Origin of the sequence: Agromyces cavernae, from assembly GCF_021044935.1 — a bacterium.
GTDB lineage: Bacteria > Actinomycetota > Actinomycetes > Actinomycetales > Microbacteriaceae > Agromyces > Agromyces cavernae.
Map to the genome: position 1 here is coordinate 855,576 of NZ_JAJNMP010000001.1, position 17,249 is coordinate 872,824.

The window sequence follows — 17,249 nt, forward strand, 5'->3', positions numbered from 1 at the left end:
GCGATCTCGAGAGGGCGCGCTACGCGATCTCGAGACGGCGCTTCGCGCCTCCTCGATCAGCGGACTCGGGCGATCAGCGGACTCGGGTTATCAGCGTGTGCGCTCCGCGAGCATCTGCTGCATGCGGGCGATCTCGACGCCCTGGTCGGATTCGACGTGACGCGCGAACTGGTCGATCTCGGATTCGTTGCCGCCGCCGGCCGCGTAGAGTTCGCCGACCATCTGCAGCGCACCCTGGTGGTGCCGGATCATCGACTCGAGGAACAGTCGGTCGAACTCCGCGTCGGTGGCCGCCTCGAGGGCGGCGAGCTCGTCGTCGGTGAGCATCCCCGGCATCGCGTCGCCGTCGTGCCCGTGGCCCGCGCCGGCTTCGTTCACGGGGATGAAGCGATCCTGGAGCCATCGCGTCATCGACTTCAGCTCGTCTTCCTGGCTGACCCTCATGCGTTCGGCGAGCAGTCGGATGTCGCGGTCGTCGGTGTTCTCGTCGACGAAGCCGGTCATCTCGATGGCCTGGTCGTGGTGCTGGATCATGTCGAGCATGAACTCCGAGTCGGCCTCGACGTGCTTCGGCGAGCCGAGCTCAGCCGCCTCTTCGGGCGACAGCGTCTCGTTCGGCTCGCCAGGCGCACCGAGTTGCACGACCGGACTGGTGGGTGCGGGCGGCTCGGGGGCCGACGTCGTGCACGCGGCAAGGCCGAGCGAGAGCACGAGCACTGTTCCGGCCCCGAAGGATCGCCGCATCGCCGTCATCCACTTACCTCGTCTTCGTTGAAGGGCATCAGCGAGCCTCGTCGTGCTGTTCGTCGTCGGACCCGCAGGTTGGCTTCCATCTAACTCGAATCGGTCGCGGATGGAAACCGGGGTGCTGAAGTGCCGACGAGCCGACGGGAACTCACCGCCCCGGCGCGGCGATCCCCAGCCGAGCGAGAATCGCCGGGAATTGCACGGCGATCGCCTGCCACAGCACCTCGTCGTCGGTACCGGTGTAGTCGCGTGCGATGAAGTTTCGCGTCGCGCGTATGCCCGCCCAGTCGATAAAGGGGTGCGCATTACGGAATGCCGCGGGCAGTCGGTCGGCCGCCGTTGAGAGGTCGACGACGACCGAGCGCGCGATGCGCCGCTGATCGTCATCGTCGGGTTCGAAGAATCGCGTACGACCTCGCGCCACCACGCGTGCTGCGGTGGCCCCGAAGCGTCGGATGTCGGCGAGGATCGCGTCGGCACGCGCCGGGTCGCCGCGCGATGGACCGGGTTGCGTCACAGCGGGACGGCTTCGGCGAGAATGCGGTCGAGCACCTTGCTCTGACCGCGGTCCGAGACGACATCGACGGATGTCCCGAGCACCGCTTCGGCCTCGACCATGAAGCCTGCCAGGTCGAAGAGCGAGGTGTTCGCGCTCGGATGCACGAGGAGGTCGACGTCGGAGTCGGCATCGGCCTCATTGCGGGCGACGGATCCGAACACTCGGATATCGCCGAGGCCGCGCCGTGCAGCCGCCTCGAGCAGAGCCACGCGGGCGCCGCGTACTTGAGACAGCGATGGTGCGCTGAGCGCACGGTTCAGCCGCGCCGTCGTCTCGGGGTTCGGCTCGCGCCGCCCCAGTTCGTAGGCCGAGATGTTCGGTTGCGGAATGCGCGCGCGCACTGAGAGTTCGCGCTGCGTCAGCCCTGCCCGGACGCGACGGGCGCGCAGGGTCTCACCGAACGTCGTGGATTCCATTCAGCGAGTATAGCGCGGCGCTATCACGGGATCGCGATTGACCCCGGGACATCCGCCCCACTAGTGTTCGAAGGCTGCGCAATCCGCGCGGCATCCCCGGAGCCTGGAAGGAAGGTCGGCCATGAACGTGTATCTGCAGCGCACGAGCAAGCCCGCCTTCATCGAGCCCGCGAGCGAGCAGCTCGAGCAGCGCATGCTGCGCGACCTCGATCGCAATCTCGAACAGGCTCTCGACCCGGCACACTGACGCCACGCGGCATCCGCTCGCGATCTCGTCACCCCGTGCCGCTCGAGGCCCGGGGTGTTTCTCTGTCTGCGCGCGACGAGACCCCTCGGGCCCTCGGATCAGCGCAACAATGCAATCAGACAGGAAAGGAACATGGAGAAGCTCTCAGACCGGCTCGTCTCGTGGGCGAGCCTGATCGACGAGAAGACCGTCGAGCAGGCCCGCACGTCGTCGACGATGCCGTTCATCTACCCGCACCTCGCGCTCATGCCCGATGCGCACCTGGGGCTCGGCGCCACCGTGGGGTCGGTCATCCCGACCCTCGGGGCGATCATCCCCGCGGCGGTCGGCGTCGACATCGGGTGCGGCATGATCGCAGTGCAGACGCAGTTCGCGGCATCCGACCTGCCCGCCCACCGGCGGGAGGTGCGCGAGCAGATCGAGCGCGCCATCCCGCTCTCGGCGGGCCGGCACAACCGCAAGGTCGTCGCCACCGCCGAGCCGCGCATCGCGGAGCTCGAGGCGCTCGCCGAGGCGAAGGGGTTCGACCCGGCGAGCTACGCCGGCAACTGGCGCGAGCAGCTCGGCTCGCTCGGCAGCGGCAACCACTTCATCGAGGTGTCGCTCGACGAGGACGACCGGGTGTGGCTGTTCCTGCACTCGGGAAGCCGGGGTGTGGGCAACAAGATCGCACAGCACCACATCGGGGTCGCGCGGCGGCTCGCGAAGCAGTGGTGGATCGACCTGCCCGACCCCGACCTCGCCTACCTCGTCGAGGGCACGCCCGAGTTCACGCGGTACATCGCCGAGCTCCGGTGGGCGCAGCACTTCGCGCTGCTCAACCGCGAGGAGATGATGGACCGCGTCATCCGGCAGGTGAGCGAGTGGGTCGGAACGCCGGTCGAGGAGCGGGAGCGCATCAACTGCCACCACAACTTCACCGAGAGCGAGGTGCACTTCGGCAAGCGGGTGTGGGTGTCGCGCAAGGGCGCCATCCAGGCCGACGTCAGCCGGCTCGGCCTCATCCCCGGGTCGATGGGCACGGCGTCGTACGTCGTCGAGGGGCTCGGCAACGCGATGTCGCTGAACTCGTCGCCGCACGGAGCGGGGCGTTCGTTCTCACGGTCGGCGGCTCGGCGCACGTTCACGCACGAGCAGTTGCGCGAGGCGATGACGGGCATCGAGTTCCGTGACACCGACGCCTTCATCGACGAGATCCCGCAGGCCTACAAGCCGATCGACCAGGTGATGGAGGACGCCGCGTCGCTCGTGAAGGTGCGGCACACGCTGCGGCAGATCGTGAACGTGAAGGGGAACTGAGGGCCGGGCTCGCGCCCGGATTCGAAACGAGTGAGCGGATGCCGCGGCTCGCGCGCTCGGGGAGTGCGCGGGCCGCGGCATCCGCCGTTCAGGGTCGTCACGCCGCGGTCGGTCGGATCGGTCGGATACCCCGACAAGCCGGGTGCCGAAGTGCCGAAGTGCCGAAGTGCCGAGGCGCGTGTTGTGCTCAGAACTCCTCGATGACGAGTTCACCGTCTTCCAGCGTCGCTCGACCGATCTCCCATACGCTCGCAGTGCCGTCGAAGGTGTTCGTACCGAAGAACTCGCTTGTGTACGAGTAGGCGACCTCGCCAGTGATCTCGTACCCATTATCGGAGAGCTCGACGGTCGGATACTCATCGACCGACCAGGTGACGGGTGTGTCACTCGGCGCGTACGTGCCGAACGGGCAGCCTTCGGGGTCGGCGTCGGTACTCTTGACGCACTCGTCGATCAGTGCGTTCAGCCGCCTCTGCAGCTCGCCTGCGAGTTCGTCGGTCGGACTCGGAATGAGCTCGGGAGACTCGACGAGATCGCCCGCTGCGACCACCTTCACCGGATCCGCGCTGAAGTAGGTCGTATCGGGCAGGGCGAGTTCGTAGATGCCCGGGTAGAGCGCGAGCTCGGCGGCCGATTCCTCGACGCGAACGCCGACGCCGCCGATCATGACTTCGTCGACGAGCTCGGCATACGCCGGCACGGTGATGACGAGCGGGTCGATGACGCGCCAGTTCGCCAGCACACCGAAGTCGCTCGGGAGCTGCTCGGCGCGCAGGTGGGCGTTGTAGTCTGCGCCATCGAGGCGGTACTCGACATCGACGTACGCGACGCCGGCCTCTTCGCCCGACGTGACGACGCGCACGACCGTGATGCGGTCGGTCGCCGAGCCGAGCACCTCGTCGGTCAGCAGCACACGATCGCCATTGGAAATACCCGGGTCGACGAGCTCGCTCGCCTGCGCGGCCTCACCGGCGGCGATGAGCTCGACGTAGCGGGCGACTGCGGCCTCGGCCGTGCGTCCTGAGTTCATGACGTTCAGGGCGATGGCGGCGCCCCCGCCGAGCACGGCGATGCCGCCGACGATGGCGAGGCCGATGAGCACGCGCTTGCGCACCTTGGGGTCGGGCGTGAGCCCGGAGCCGGCCGACGCGCCTGACAGCGTGGCTGCCGTAGTAGGGGACTCGGTGGGCACGAGTTCCGGTGCGATCGTATCCGCGGAAGACCCATCGCTCGCGACATCCGTCGTCGCGGACGCCCAGGCGCGGGTCACTCGCTTCCCTGCGATGAGCGACAAGAATTCGGGAGAGACGGCCGCAGCCCATCTGGGCAGTACGTCGGCACCGACGCCGATGAGGCCGACGACGACGGCGATCACGACCGGCGTCCACCAGGCCAGCTGCAATGACATCTGCACGGCGCCCGAGAAGAACAGCACTGACCCCGAAGCCGATACCGACATGGCGAGGAACACGAGCGCCGAGACGATCCACGCACCGAGTGCGATCGTGGGCAGGTGCCACGCCCGGCGCCAGTCGATACGCGAGGCTCGCCCTCGGCGCACGCCGATCCAAAGTGCGGCCGCCAGCGCCACAAGAAGGGCGAGCGGGTACAGCAGCGCACCCCAACCGTCACCCAGCGACGGGGCGAACAGAGTGGCGGCCTGCGAAGCGTCGCCGCCGAACGCCCCGGCGGCGACGCTCGTGGTGAGCGCACCCCCCGTGCCGAGCGCGAACAGGAACAGCGCCCCGTTGCCGATGAGCAGCACACTGAGCGGAATCAGGGCGGCGCCGTCGTTCGCGATCGCGACAATCACCGATGTCACGAACGCGGCCGGAACGAATGCCGCAGCCGCCCACATGAATACCGCGAGCGACTCTCGCAGTACGCGCGGCGCACCCGCGAGAATTCCGCTCACCGCGCGAGAGATACCGGCGCCAGATGGCGTTCGCGAGGCGACGACCCGGCCGAGAAGGATTGCCGCAGTCAGCACGATCAGGGCGATGACCACGTTGCGCGGCGTCGCCGCGGTGACCGACACCGTCGCCCCGGACGCCGACGAGCGCAGCGTGCCGAGGGCGGCAAGGGCGAGCAGCACGAGTGAGACGGCGAGCGCGGTCGCGGCCGAGGCGACGATCCGGGTCCAGGCGCTTGTGAGCGGGGCACGCCGCTCGGCGCGGAACGCCGACCAGGCCGCGACGACGGCGATGCCCCCGACGAGCAGCAACGGCATTGCCGCTGCCGATGCAGTGCCCGCCATCGCTGGGCCGCCCGAGACGGTCGCCCCGAACTCACCGCCGAGTGAGAAGAGCGCGAGCGTCAGCAGCGCGCCGAGGATCGAACCGAGGTCGGTCGGAACCGAAACGGTCGGAGCCGAGCCGAGCGGCAGGGCTGCGTTCGATGCCGCAGCGGTGAACGCCACGGCGATAGCGATGAGCATCAGCACGCCGGCGGCCACCGCGGCGGCAAGAGTCAGCCCGGCGTTCAGCGCGGCTCCGCGCAGTACTCCCGCCGTGCCGAGGGCGGTCCACGGGGAGAGCGACGCGGGCCTCGCCTGCGCCTCGCCCACGTTCGGCTGGTGTTCGTCCAGCCGCGAGTCCTTCACCGTGGGTTCATCCGTCGCATCCTGCGCAGGGACATCCGTCATTCGTTGTGCCCTTTCCTCATCGCCACATGGAAGGCGGCTGACGGTGACGACTCTAGTGACGCCCTCCAACACCGGCGGCGCGACGCTCCACAACGATGCAGCCCGCCTCGAGGCGGTGAGGCATGGGCTCACGCCGCGACGAGGCCGAGCTCGATGAGGCTCCGGGCTGACGCGAGCACGGCCTCGTCGCGCGGGCGCGGGTTCCAGCCGAGCACGCGGGTCGCCTTCTCGTGCGACGCGTCGAGGCGGTGGCCGAGCTCTGCGACCATCCCGCGCAGGTCTGCGTTGAACGGCGCACCGGCACGGACGATCCAGTCGGGCACGACACGGGTCGTCACACGTCGCGCACGGTCGCCGAGGCCGTCGCGCAGCAGTTGCGCGAACTCGGGGTAGGTGAATGCATCGCCCGAGACGGCGAGGAACCGTTCGCCGGCGGCATCCGGATGTCGCATCGCGAGCACGTGCAGGTCGGCGACGTCGCGCACGTCGACGGCGTTGAGGGACCCGCGCGGCACGGCGGGGTACGTGCCGTTCAGCAGGCCGAGCATCAGCGCGAGCGAGCTCGACAGGTCGGTGCCGATCGCCGGTCCGAACACGCCGACGGGGTTGACGACCGAGAGTTCGAGGTCGCCGCCCTCCCGCTCGACGAACTCCCACGCGGCGCGCTCGGCGAGGGTTTTCGACCGAACGTAGGCGGTGACGCCCGTTGCGTCGGGATCGGTCCAGTCGTCCTCGGTGAACCGCCGGCCCGGATGCGGGCCGTACCCGATCGCTGCGAACGACGACGTCTGCACCACACGCCGCACACCCGCGTCGCGCGCAGCCCGCAGCACCCGGAGCGTTCCGTCTCGAGCGGGTGAGATCAGGTCGTCCGCGCGCCGCGGCTGACGAGTCGGGAAGGGCGACGCCACGTGCAGCACCTGCGTGACGTCGCGCACGGCCTCGGGCCATCCGTCGTCGGCGAGCAGGTCGGATGCCGCGATTTCGAGCCGGGCCGGATCGCCGCCGCCCAGGCGCACGAGGTTGCGCAGGTCATCGGCGCGGTTCAGGTCGCGCACGGTCGCGCGCACCCGCGTGCCGTCGGCGAGCAGCCGGATGACGCAGTTCACGCCGACGAATCCCGTTCCCCCGGTGACCAGGACCAGCTCGTCGCCCATGTGCGCCTCCCGACCGGACTCTACTCCGGCGGGCGCTCGGGCCTCGCGAAGCTACTCGGTCGGCGGCTCCTGCAGCGCGCGCACCTCGATGCGGCTCTGCAGGGCGCGCGACGCCCACGTCGCCCATTCGATGGCGGCGGCCTCGTCGGTCGCTTCGATCACCCAGAAGCCGCCGACGTACGACGGCGCTTCGGTGAACGGCTCGTCGAGCACCCGGGTCTCGCCCGTCGAGACGTCGACGGTCTTCGCGGTCGACGGCGGGTTGAGGCCGCCCGCGAAGAGGAACGATCCCGATTCCTTCAACGCGGTGTTGAACTCGTCGACCGCGGCCATCACGGCCGCGAGTTCGGCGGGGTCGAACTCCTGCATCGACGCCATCGTCGGCTCGGTCTCGGAGTCGTGGGGCATGGTCAGGAAGTACTGGGTCATGGGTCGATCCTCTCGCGTCTGGGGCGCCGTTGGGGCGCCCTCACTCATGCGTCGATCGGGAATCACGGGGATCGACATCCGATCGAATGAATTCGGTCCATATGCTGACGTCTCTCGGCTGACGTTCAGCGGACGTCGTGCTCGCTCCCAGCGACGGCGACTAGCTTCAAAAGTGGGACGCTTGACCCACTTTCCCCCGGGTGGGATGTCCCCAGGCCGGCGCCCCGGGCTGCGGCAGGCTCAATCCCCCTTCGAGCCGCTTACGCGCCCGGCGCCGGCCCCCGTGCCGGATCCAGCACCCTACCCGGATCCGGCACGCCCGCGCAGGGATCGCGCGCGAAGCGCCTACCATCGATAGGGCGTGCCGAACCCGAATCGGCCGCCGTCGAAACGCCCGCCATGCGCCCACCCCCAGGAGCCCGATGACGATCCCCGCTGAAGATCAGTCCTCGCCCGGGTTCGTCTCGCCGGCCGCCGAGCTCGAGACTCGAGCCGCCCGCCGTAGCGCCGAGCACGGCGGAACCCTGCGGCCGCGCCGCATGCCCGACAGCGCCTGGACGCCGCCCGCCGCGGTCCCGCCGGCAGCCGCGGTCCCCGCAGCCGCGCCGGCGCCGGCGGCCTCGCCCACCCGCACGCCCGACACGGAGCGCTATTACCTCTGCAGCGAGGTGCCCAGCGGGGAGTACGTCGAGGTGATCGTCGCCGTCGCGGACGGCCCGCGGCAGCGGTACTTCACGACGGTCGACGGAGAGCGCCTCACCGAGGTCGACGAGTACTACTTCGTGCGCCGCAGCCTCGGCGACGCCCGCTCGATGCTCGAGCTCGACGCCCGCGAGCTGGCGGAGCTCGAGGCCGAGCTGAACTTCGTGCGGTCGCTGCGCGGCCGCGATCCGCTCGCCGAGCTCGCGGAGGAGGCGTCGGCGCCCGCGACACCCGAGATCGAGGCGGTGCTCGAGATCGAGGCGGTGCTCGAGATCGAGCCGGCACCCGAGATCGAGCCGGCACCCGAGATCGCGCGGACGCCCGAGAACACGACGGCGACGGATGTCCCGGAGCCCGTCGATTCCGTCGAGCCCGACGAGCCCGCGGCGATGGTCGAGCCAGAGCCAGAGCCAGAGCCAGAGCCAGAGCCCGACCCCGTACCGCCGCTGGAGCGCGAGCTCAAGATCGTGCCCGTGCTCATGCAGTGGGCCGAGACGATCCAGACGGATCCCGAGCCGGATCCTGCACCGACCCCTTACCCCGACGCGAACGAGGAGACCAGCACAGTGGTGATGATGACGAACCCGGTCGGAGTGCCCGTGGCAGCGGCATCCGCACCACCGATCGCGGCGCCCGCCCGACCGCAGCCGACTCCGAGCGCCGCCGTCGACGCGGCCGCGCAGGTGGCCCTCGCGAAGGGCATCGCCTTCGTGGCGCACCGCGGCCAGGTCGACAAGGTCGGTGCGGCGTACATCGATCACCCCGGGCGTGTGGCCGAGCGATTCGACACGCTCGCGGAACCCGTGCCGACCGCCGCGGCGTGGCTGCACGACGTGCTCGAAGACAGCACGGTGACCGCGCGGGAGTTGCTCGAGGCGGGCGTGCTGCCCGAGATCGTCGAGATCGTGGTGCTGCTGACGCGCACGACGGATGTCGCCGACGACGAGTACTTCGCGCGCATCCGCCGCCACCCGCTCGCCCGGCGCGTCAAGCTCGCCGACCTCGACGACAACTCCGCGGCCTGGCGCATGCGCAAGCTCGACTACGAGACGCAGCAGCGCCTCGCCGCGAAGTACCGGCACGCGCGTGAGGCGCTCGGCGGCGACTGATCCGGTCGCGGCACTGCACACATGTCGAAATGCCGGTTCCCCTCCTCGAAGAGGGGAACCGGCATCTCGCGTCGGTGCCGACCCTGCATCACCCCCCGAGCCGGGCGAGCACCGCCTCGGCGAGCGCGATCGCCGTGGCCTCGTCGTTCGCGGTCACGTTGTACCAGTCACGCCCGACCGCGAGGTCGACGGCGCACGTCGTGCCGAACCGCTCGTCGCAGCGAACGGATGCCACGTCGCCCGAGGCGAGCCCGGCGAGCTCGATCGGCGTCGACGCTTCGGCGTGGAGCATCCGCAGGTACGCCCAGCGCCCCTCGTGCAGCCAGTCGACCCGCGCCGCCCGGCTGAGGTCGTCGACGCCCCAGCCGCAGCCCACGGCATCCGCGTGGAGCCTGGCCTCGGCCCATTCGCTCCAGCCTCCGGAGCCGATCATCACCTGTGCGCCGGGGGTCGACGTGATCGATGCCACCTGGTCGACGGGGATGATCGCGTCGCAGTCCTCGGGCCCCGGCAGGGTCATCCGTTCTGTGACGGTCGGCGCGGCAGCCGGCCCGGCCGAGCCCACCGCGCCGATGACCGCGTCGACGAGCGACTGCCAGCCCGACGCGTCGGTCGCGAGCTCTGCTCCGCCGTACGCCGAGACCGTGACCCAGGCGTCGCCGACCGCTGCGCTCGCCCAGCACCACGTGTCGGCGCACTGGTTCTCGTCGGCGGGCATCCCGTGCTGGGTTGCGTACTCGCTCCAGCCGGCGGCGGCTCGGGGGACGACCGAGATCGTGACCCCCACGTAGTCGGGCTCGACGCCGTACTGCTCGTTCATCGGCACGCCGTTCGACCATTCGCAGACCAAGCCGCCGACGGCGAGGATCGCCGCGCGCCTCGGGATGGCGATGCCGACGCCCGACTCGGACACGATCGGGTCGATCGCAGCGACCTCGGTGGCGAACAGGCCCGACACCAGCGCGGGATCCACCACGGTGCCGCAGTCGAGGCCGTAGCGTGAGGCGGGCTGGCCCGGCGTGACCGCGTACTCGCTCGGCGCCGGCGTGGTCGCAGGCTCCGTCGACGCGGTGGTCGGGGCATCCGTCGCCACGGTCGCCGCATCCTCCTCGGGTGCGGTGATCACGCCGAGCGCGAATGCGGCTCCGGCCCCGACGCCGAGCAGCGCAGCCACGCCGAACCCGAGCCCGAAGATGTGGCGCACGGACTTCCGCTTCGCGGGCGCCGGTTCCTGTGCGACCCGTTCGAGCACGTTGCGCTTCATCGAGCCGAGGAGGCGCGTCAGTTCGTCTCCAGTGGGAGGTTCAGACTTCATCGAGGGTCACCGCCTTCTTCAATCGGGCCCGGCTTCGGGACACGCGTTGCTTGACTGCGCCGACGCTGAGGTCGAGCCGCTCGGCCGCCTCGGCGTAGGGCAGGCCTTCGATCAGGCAGAGCTCGCACACCTGCCGGTCGATCGGTTCGAGTCGTTCGATCTCGTCGAGGACCCAGCGCAGGTCGTCCCGCGCCGCCTCGGCATCATGATGTTCGCGGACGACGTCGGCCCCGCCCTGCGGGGCGGCGTCGTCGAACTGCTCGGCCCGAGTGCGGGCCGTCTTCCTCACGGCGTTCATTCCGAAGTTGCGGCACGTGACGAGGAGCCACGGAAGCAGCGATGCCTCCGCGATCATGATCTCCGCCGCCTTGCGCCAGACCGTGAGGAACGTGTCCTGCACGATCTCTTCGACATCCATCCGGCTCGGCGCGATCGCCCACGCGTACCGCGTCACCGCCGGGGCATGCCGATCGAACACGACCGCCATCGCCCGTTGGTCGCCACCCGCCAAGCGCTCAAGGAGCTCGGCGTCGGTGCCATCGCTCTCGTCCACGTGCACACCCCCCTTCACTCTAGGAATGTCTCGGTGTGAGGAAAGGTCACAAGTCGGCCCCGATTTCTTCGCCCGCCTACGGCAGATTCGTGAAGGTCGCATTCGGGTATCGGAAGCTCGGCGCCGCCTGCAGCGTGAGCGAGCTCGGATCGTCGACCGACCAGGCTGCTCGCCAGCTGATGGATGCGCCCGGTGCGACCGGCGCGGTCGGCGGGATGCCGACATCGTCACCGGGATCGAAGACGTCGCTGCCGATGTCGAAGATCTGGCTCACCTCCTGATCGCCCGACGAGAGGGTCGGAAGCGGCAGGGGTTGCAGCTCCTCAGGAGAGTTGTTGGTGAGCGTGAGCGTGAAGACGACGTTCTCGGCCTGCGTCGCGCCGACCGCGAACTCGCTCGGGGTGTACGGCTCGGGCACCGACACCGTGAGCGAGACGCCGTCGTCCCACGTCATCGTGTCGCCGAACCTGAGGTCGCCCGCGACGGGCGCCTCGGGCTGGGGCGCGGGGTCGGTGCCGGGATCGCCCTCGCCCGGGAACGGGAACACCGGCACGTCGGGAAGCGGACCGACGATCTCATCGAATGCACCGCCGATCGACCCGATCACGAAGGAGACGAACATGACGATGCCGACGATCCCGGCGACGATCGACACGATGAGTCCCGTGACCGCCGCCCACTTCGCACCGCGCAGGAACAGGCCGATGAGCGAGAGCACGAACGCGACGGCCACCACGATCCATGCTGACCCCGCCAGGGCGGGGATGAACGCGAACCCGAGCCCCACGACCGCGGCCACGAGCGCGATGATGCTCACGACGCTCGGGCCGGGGTTCGACGGTTCGGTGAACGGATGTCCCGGCAGCGCCATCGCGACGGGTGCGGCGTAGCTCTCGGTGGGCGCCTCGCGGTACGCACCGACGGCCGCGTACGGCACGGTCGGTGAAGTCGCGGCGTCGCCGTAGCCGTACCCCGGGGCATCCGACGCTTGCGACCCCCAGACGAAGGGGATCGTCGGACTGTCATCGCCGGACGGCAGGACCTCGGTGATCGCCGACTCGGGCCCGACCTGCGCTGACGGCACGGTCTCGGCGCCGGGCGCCAGGTATTGCGTCCAGGCGTCGCCGTCCCAGTAGCGCCGTCCGCCGGACTCGTCGACGTACCATCCGGCGGGCGCCCTCTGCGGGTCGCTCATATCTCGATGGTGACAGAGCCGGCGTGCCGTCGCACCGGTTGATCGCATCGCCGGTCGCGATTCGGCTGGCGCTCCCTCCACAGCAGGCTCACATCGCCGCCCCTAGGATCGAAGGCATGGCAGGGTTCTGGGGCAAGCGCAAGCGCGATCAGCAGGAACTTCAGGCCCAGGACGCCGACCTGGCGAAGCGGGCTGGAGCGGCCCTGGTCGCCGCCGACGAGCGCATCCGGGTCACGACCGACGAGCTCGCCTTCGCAGAGGCCGAGCTGGGCTCCGACTCGACCAGGGCGTTGAGCGAGGCGCTCGCCGCGGTGCGCAATCACCTGGGCGAGGCGTTCCGATTGAACCAGCTCAATCACGATCACATCCCCGATACGGCAGAGGAGCTGCGGGCGCGCAACGCGCGCATCGTGCAGCTGTGCGATTGGGCCGAAGACGTGCTCGACGAGCACACCTCCGCCCTCGCGGACCGGATCGCCCGGGCGCGGCGTGCTCCCCAGATCATCGCCGGCGTGCGGGGAGACACCGAGCTCCTTCGCGAGCGCATCCCGCACGCCCGCGACACCGTCGAACGGCTCGCGGTGCGCTACGCGCCCGAGGCGCTCGCGCAGGTGGAGAGGAATCCCGCAGAGGCGGAGCAGCTGCTCGGATTCGCCGAGCACAGCGCGGGTGTGGCCGAGCGGCGTCGTGAGGCCGGGCAGCGCGAGCAGGCCAACCTCGCGCTCGAGGCATCCACCGAATCGGTGCGCCGGGCGGCGACCCTCCTCGACGCGGTGGAGACCTTCGAGGTCGAGTCGCTACGCGCCGAGTCCACGCTGGCGGCGATCGTCGAGGACTCCCGTGGCGACCTCGTCGTCGCGCTCAAGGAGCCGCACTCGCCGGGAGTCGAGAAAGCGATCGCCGAGCTGCAGGTTGCTCTCGCCTCGCTCCCTGCGGCCGGCGTCAACACCGACCCGTTCGCGCAACTGGACCGGTTGCGCGAGGCGAACTCGGGGCTGGATGCCGCGATCGCGGCAGCCCGTGAGCGCGCGGCGCGCCCGATTCCGCCGCTCGAGCACGTGCACCATGCCATCGACGATGCCGACCGCCAGCTGGCCGTCGCACGCGACGTCATCGCCGGCCACCGCGGATGGATCGGCGCCGACGCCCGCACGCGGCTGGCCGAATCCGAGCGCATCCGCATCGATCTCGATCACTTCCTCGGCGGGTCCGCGGCGTCGGTCACCGCGATCGACGAGGACCACCGAGAGCAGGCGATGGCGATGGCCCGGCGTGTCGCCTACCTCGCGGCTGAAGCCCTGAACCTCGCACGGCGCGACATCGACTCGTCGCGGCCGCAGGATCCCGGGCAGTGGGGCGGCCCAGGCTGGGGCGGCGGTGGGCGCCGCGGCGGCGGCTCCGACATGATGGGCGGCATCCTCGGCGGCCTCGTGATCGGCAGCATCCTCGACGGCATCTTCGACTGAGCAACGGTCATCCCGCGAGCTCGCGGTCGGGCCAGATCGCGATGTCGACCTTGTTGCCCGCGGGGTCGGCGAGCGTCCACCACTCCGGCACGTTCGAGTCGGCGATGCGCCCGCCGGCCGCGAGTGCGGCCTCGACGCGTGCCCGGCCGACGGCGCGGGGCACCGAGACGTCGATGTGGAACGCGTGCCGCAGCGGCTTCTCGGCGGGGAGCTCCTGGAACCACAGGCTCATCCCGCGGGCCTGCAGGTCGACGAGGTCCTCTGGGCCGTGCTCGGCGTACCCGAACAGTTCGCGCCAGAAGGGGCGCACGTCGTCGTCGGGCTTCGAGGCGATCGCCATCTGCACCGTCTGCACCTGCGTCGGGTCGGATTCGGCGCCGAACTCGTGCGCGGTCGCCGAGATGCGTCGCGCGAGGTCGAGGTCGGCATCGACGAGCTCGGTGACGTCACGGGCGAGCCGCACCGCGAGGCCGTCGGCGCGGAGGTCGACATGCAGTCGATCGGCCCCGCCGAGCTCGGCGAGATGAGCGGCGAGCGCGGTGCCGCTCGCGAGCGACGCGGTGCGGAACCACGCCGTCGGCCCCCAGAAGAGCACCGGCCAGTCGACGAGATCGGATGCCTCGCGGAACGCCATGAACATGGCCTCGCCTCGCTCGAGCTCAGCATGTCCGGCGACGACGGCAGGAGGTCCCGCGGGATGTGCCGGCGGCGCAGGCCGGCCGAACGCGAGGTCGCCGGCGTCGACGCCCTCGGAGCCGAGCCGCAGCGCCTCGTCCTCGGGCAGCGGCAGGTCGGGCCAGGCGACGAGGTCGACCTTGTTGCCCGCGGCATCCGCGCACGTCCAGTACCGCACGGCGGCGGCGTCGGAGGCGACGCGCCCACCGGCGGCGATCGCCGCGTCGAGTCGTCGACCCGCGACCTCACGAGGCACCGCGAGGTCGAGGTGCATCGCATGCCGCAACGGCTTCTCGGGATCGAGCTCTTGGAACCACACCGACGGCCCGCGCCCACGCGGGTCGAGGAGGTCGTCGCCCACGTGATCGACGTAGCCGAGCACCGCCCGCCAGAACGGCAGCACCTCGTCGATCGGCAGCTGCGTCGCGATCGCGATCTGCACGTCTTGGGTGAGGTCGGGGCGCGGCGCGAGCCCGTGCTCGCGGGCGACGGCGGAGACCGCTCGGGCTCGATCGGCGACGCCGTCGTCGGTGAAGTCCAGGATGTCGTCATGCAGGCGCACGGTCACGCCACTGGGCCGCACGTCGATGAGCGGTGGATGCTGCGCGAGCTCGTCGAGCTCGGCGACGGCGACGGCGAACGCAACGCCGGAATGCACCGAGTCGACGGTGAAATGCGCGATCGGCCCGCAGTACAGCATCCGCCAGTCGTCGACGCCGGTCGCGGCATGGAATGCCAACCGATGCTCCGCGCCCATGGGAGCTCCCTTCCCGACGCGACGACGATAGCGAAGCGCCGCGCGGCGCGGAAGCCCGCGGCGGCACTGATTGCCAGGTCGCGGGCCGCACGCAGGTGCGGCGCGCTTCGACGCGTCGGCACGGCCGCGGGAGTACGCTCACGCGCAGCGACATGCCGCACGGCGAGTGCGGCGCAGCGATCGGCGGCCTCGGTCGCGGCGAGGAGGCGGAGATGGTTCCCGAGATCAACTACTGGGCGGTACTGCTGGCGACGGCGTCGAGCATGCTGGTCGGATCGGTCTGGTACGCGCGTGGCGTGTTCGGCACCCGGTGGGCGAAGCTCGCGAACGTCGACCTCGATCGACCGGGTGCGAGCGCGGTGATGCCCATCGTCGTGACGGTGCTCGTGAGCTTCGTCACGGCGTGGGTGCTCGCGGGCGCTTCGACGATCGCGTGGCACTTCTACGGCGGCGGCTACCTGCTGGCGGCGGTATTCACGGCGGTGATCCTCTGGGCGGGGCTCACCGCGGCGCGGTTCATCACCCACGACGCCTTCGAGGGCCGCCCGTCGTCGCTCACCGTGCTCAACATCGCGCACGAGCTCGTGACGCTTCTCGTCATGGGCGTCATCATCGGCGTCTGGCCTCCGGCGGGCACCGTCTGAGACCCAGCGCGGCTGGGCTCGGTGGCGTGGGTAACACGATCGCGCCGTAGCGGGCTCCGAGCGGCGACCGTAGGATCGGGGGCATGGCCGGGTTCCGGGTCAGGCGCCGACGCGGCGCGCACGAACTCGAGGTCCACGACGCCGACTCGGCGAAGCGGGCCGGGGCGGCCCTGTTCGCCGCCGACGAGCGCATTCGTGTCACTGCCGACGAACTCGGGTACGCCGAGGCGGAGCTGGGAACCGACGCGACCACGCAGCTCGGCGAGGCGCTCGTCGCCGCGCGCAGGCACCTGGGCGACGCGTTCCGGTTGAACCGGCTCAATCATGATGCGACCTCGGGCTCCGCCGACGAGGTGCGGGCGCGCACCGCGCGCATCGTTCAGCTGTGCGCGACGATCGAGGACGTGCTCGATGAGCAGACCGCGGCCCTCGCCGAGCGGATGACGCGGGCGCGACGTGCCCCCGAGATCATCGCCGGTCTGCAAGCCGCCACCGTGCGGCTGCGCGAGCGCATCCCGGATGCCGGCGAGACCATCGAGCGGCTCGGCGCCCGCTATGCGCCGGAGGCCCTCGCCGAGGTGGAGACGATTCCGGCGGAGGCCGAGCAGCTGCTCGGGTTCGCCGAGCACAGCCTCGGCGTGGCCGAACGGTGGCGTGGGGCCGGACAGCGCGATCACGCGAGTGTCGCGCTCGAGGCATCCGTTGCATCGGTGCGTCGAGCGGCGACGATGCTCGACGCGGTGGAGACCTTCGAGGTCGAGGCGTTGCGTGCCGAGGCCACGCTGGCGGCGATCGTCGAGGAGTCTCGTCGGCACCTCGCCGTGGCGCTCGAGGCGCCCAGCTCCCGCGGCGTCGCGAGCGCGATCGACGAGATGCAGGCGGCCCTCGCGATCCTCCCGCCGGCCGGTGTCAACACCGACCCGTTCGCGCACCTGAGCCGAATGCGCAAGGCGCACGCGGCGCTGGAATCCGCCATGGCGGCGCGGCGCGAGCGGGCGATCCGTCCGGCTCCGCCGGTGGGCCACGTGCACCACGCGATCGAGGCCGCAGACCGAAAGCTCGAGGTCGCCCGCGACACCATCGCCAGCCATCCGGGCTGGATCGGCGCCGAGGCGATGACGCTGCTGGCCGAGTCCGAGCGCATCCGGATCGACCTCGGTCACCACCTCGGCAGCCCCGCGGTGACGGTCGCGGTGACTGACCTGGATCACCAAGCGCAGGTGGTCGCCATGGCCCAGCGTGCCGCATTCCTCGCGAGCGAAGCCCTGTTTCTGGCGCGGCGCGACATCGACGCGTCTCGACAGGGGCGTCTCGCGCCCAGGTTGGGGTGAGGAC

General features: G+C 70.6%; 16 protein-coding genes. 6 read left to right on the plus strand and 10 right to left on the minus strand.

Translation table 11 applies throughout. The features are described 5' to 3' along the window. Positions 1-90: 90 nt before the first annotated feature. The 3 genes from LQ757_RS03925 to LQ757_RS03935 form a co-directional block, all read right to left on the minus strand. On the minus strand, positions 91-744 hold the full coding sequence (locus tag LQ757_RS03925) for a DUF305 domain-containing protein (protein WP_231045890.1): 654 nt from the start codon (positions 742-744) through the stop codon (positions 91-93). Positions 745-895: 151 nt separating this feature from the next. Beyond that, on the minus strand, positions 896-1,264 hold the full coding sequence (locus tag LQ757_RS19345) for a HepT-like ribonuclease domain-containing protein (protein WP_231045891.1): 369 nt from the start codon (positions 1,262-1,264) through the stop codon (positions 896-898). Further along, on the minus strand, positions 1,261-1,722 hold the full coding sequence (locus LQ757_RS03935) for an XRE family transcriptional regulator (RefSeq protein WP_231045892.1): 462 nt from the start codon (positions 1,720-1,722) through the stop codon (positions 1,261-1,263). Before LQ757_RS03935 ends, LQ757_RS19345 begins: the two co-directional genes overlap by 4 nt. Before the next feature lie 121 nt (positions 1,723-1,843). Here LQ757_RS03935 and LQ757_RS19080 point away from each other — a divergent pair, with 121 nt between their 5' ends. Both LQ757_RS19080 and LQ757_RS03940 read left to right on the plus strand, forming a co-directional pair. After that, positions 1,844-1,969, plus strand: a complete 126-nt coding sequence (locus LQ757_RS19080) for a hypothetical protein (protein WP_255681003.1) — start codon at positions 1,844-1,846, stop codon at positions 1,967-1,969. A gap of 132 nt (positions 1,970-2,101) precedes the next feature. Then, positions 2,102-3,268: an RtcB family protein gene (locus tag LQ757_RS03940; RefSeq protein ID WP_231045893.1), complete on the plus strand. Its 1,167-nt coding sequence runs from the start codon at positions 2,102-2,104 to the stop codon at positions 3,266-3,268. A 187-nt stretch (positions 3,269-3,455) separates the two neighbouring features. Here LQ757_RS03940 and LQ757_RS03945 read toward each other — a convergent pair whose 3' ends face one another. The 3 genes from LQ757_RS03945 to LQ757_RS03955 form a co-directional block, all read right to left on the minus strand. Next, on the minus strand, positions 3,456-5,912 hold the full coding sequence (locus tag LQ757_RS03945; protein ID WP_231045894.1) for a hypothetical protein: 2,457 nt from the start codon (positions 5,910-5,912) through the stop codon (positions 3,456-3,458). 128 nt (positions 5,913-6,040) lie between these two features. Further along, complete coding sequence (locus LQ757_RS03950; RefSeq protein ID WP_231045895.1) at positions 6,041-7,069, minus strand: SDR family oxidoreductase; 1,029 nt, start codon at positions 7,067-7,069, stop codon at positions 6,041-6,043. A gap of 51 nt (positions 7,070-7,120) precedes the next feature. After that, positions 7,121-7,498: a YciI family protein gene (locus tag LQ757_RS03955; RefSeq protein ID WP_231045896.1), complete on the minus strand. Its 378-nt coding sequence runs from the start codon at positions 7,496-7,498 to the stop codon at positions 7,121-7,123. 422 nt (positions 7,499-7,920) lie between these two features. Between LQ757_RS03955 and LQ757_RS03960 the strand changes: the two genes are divergently transcribed. Then, the gene (locus LQ757_RS03960) at positions 7,921-9,309 is read left to right on the plus strand and encodes a hypothetical protein (protein ID WP_231045897.1); all 1,389 of its coding nucleotides are present in this window, start codon (positions 7,921-7,923) and stop codon (positions 9,307-9,309) included. 88 nt (positions 9,310-9,397) lie between these two features. Here LQ757_RS03960 and LQ757_RS03965 read toward each other — a convergent pair whose 3' ends face one another. The 3 genes from LQ757_RS03965 to LQ757_RS03975 all read right to left on the minus strand — a co-directional run bounded on the left by LQ757_RS03965 (position 9,398) and on the right by LQ757_RS03975 (position 12,372). Then, positions 9,398-10,624 carry a hypothetical protein gene (locus LQ757_RS03965; RefSeq protein ID WP_231045898.1) on the minus strand — a complete coding sequence of 409 codons (1,227 nt, stop codon included), beginning with the start codon at positions 10,622-10,624 and terminating at the stop codon, positions 9,398-9,400. Further along, positions 10,614-11,177: an RNA polymerase sigma factor gene (locus LQ757_RS03970; protein ID WP_231045899.1), complete on the minus strand. Its 564-nt coding sequence runs from the start codon at positions 11,175-11,177 to the stop codon at positions 10,614-10,616. The genes LQ757_RS03965 and LQ757_RS03970 overlap by 11 nt, the downstream gene beginning before the upstream one ends. A gap of 76 nt (positions 11,178-11,253) precedes the next feature. Further along, the gene (locus tag LQ757_RS03975) at positions 11,254-12,372 is read right to left on the minus strand and encodes a DUF2510 domain-containing protein (RefSeq protein WP_231045900.1); all 1,119 of its coding nucleotides are present in this window, start codon (positions 12,370-12,372) and stop codon (positions 11,254-11,256) included. 116 nt (positions 12,373-12,488) lie between these two features. On the opposite strand from LQ757_RS03975, the gene LQ757_RS03980 reads away from it, so the two are divergent. Beyond that, complete coding sequence (locus LQ757_RS03980) at positions 12,489-13,838, plus strand: hypothetical protein (RefSeq protein ID WP_231045901.1); 1,350 nt, start codon at positions 12,489-12,491, stop codon at positions 13,836-13,838. A gap of 7 nt (positions 13,839-13,845) precedes the next feature. Here LQ757_RS03980 and LQ757_RS03985 read toward each other — a convergent pair whose 3' ends face one another. Continuing rightward, on the minus strand, positions 13,846-15,270 hold the full coding sequence (locus LQ757_RS03985) for a 4a-hydroxytetrahydrobiopterin dehydratase family protein (protein ID WP_231045902.1): 1,425 nt from the start codon (positions 15,268-15,270) through the stop codon (positions 13,846-13,848). A gap of 212 nt (positions 15,271-15,482) precedes the next feature. Here LQ757_RS03985 and LQ757_RS03990 point away from each other — a divergent pair, with 212 nt between their 5' ends. Then, a complete protein-coding gene (locus tag LQ757_RS03990; protein ID WP_231046309.1) occupies positions 15,483-15,914 on the plus strand; it encodes a DUF1761 domain-containing protein in 432 nt (143 codons plus the stop codon). Positions 15,915-15,997: 83 nt separating this feature from the next. Continuing rightward, entirely contained in the window at positions 15,998-17,245 is a 1,248-nt protein-coding gene (locus LQ757_RS03995) for a hypothetical protein (protein ID WP_231045903.1), read from the plus strand. The last annotated feature ends 4 nt before the right edge of the window (positions 17,246-17,249 follow it).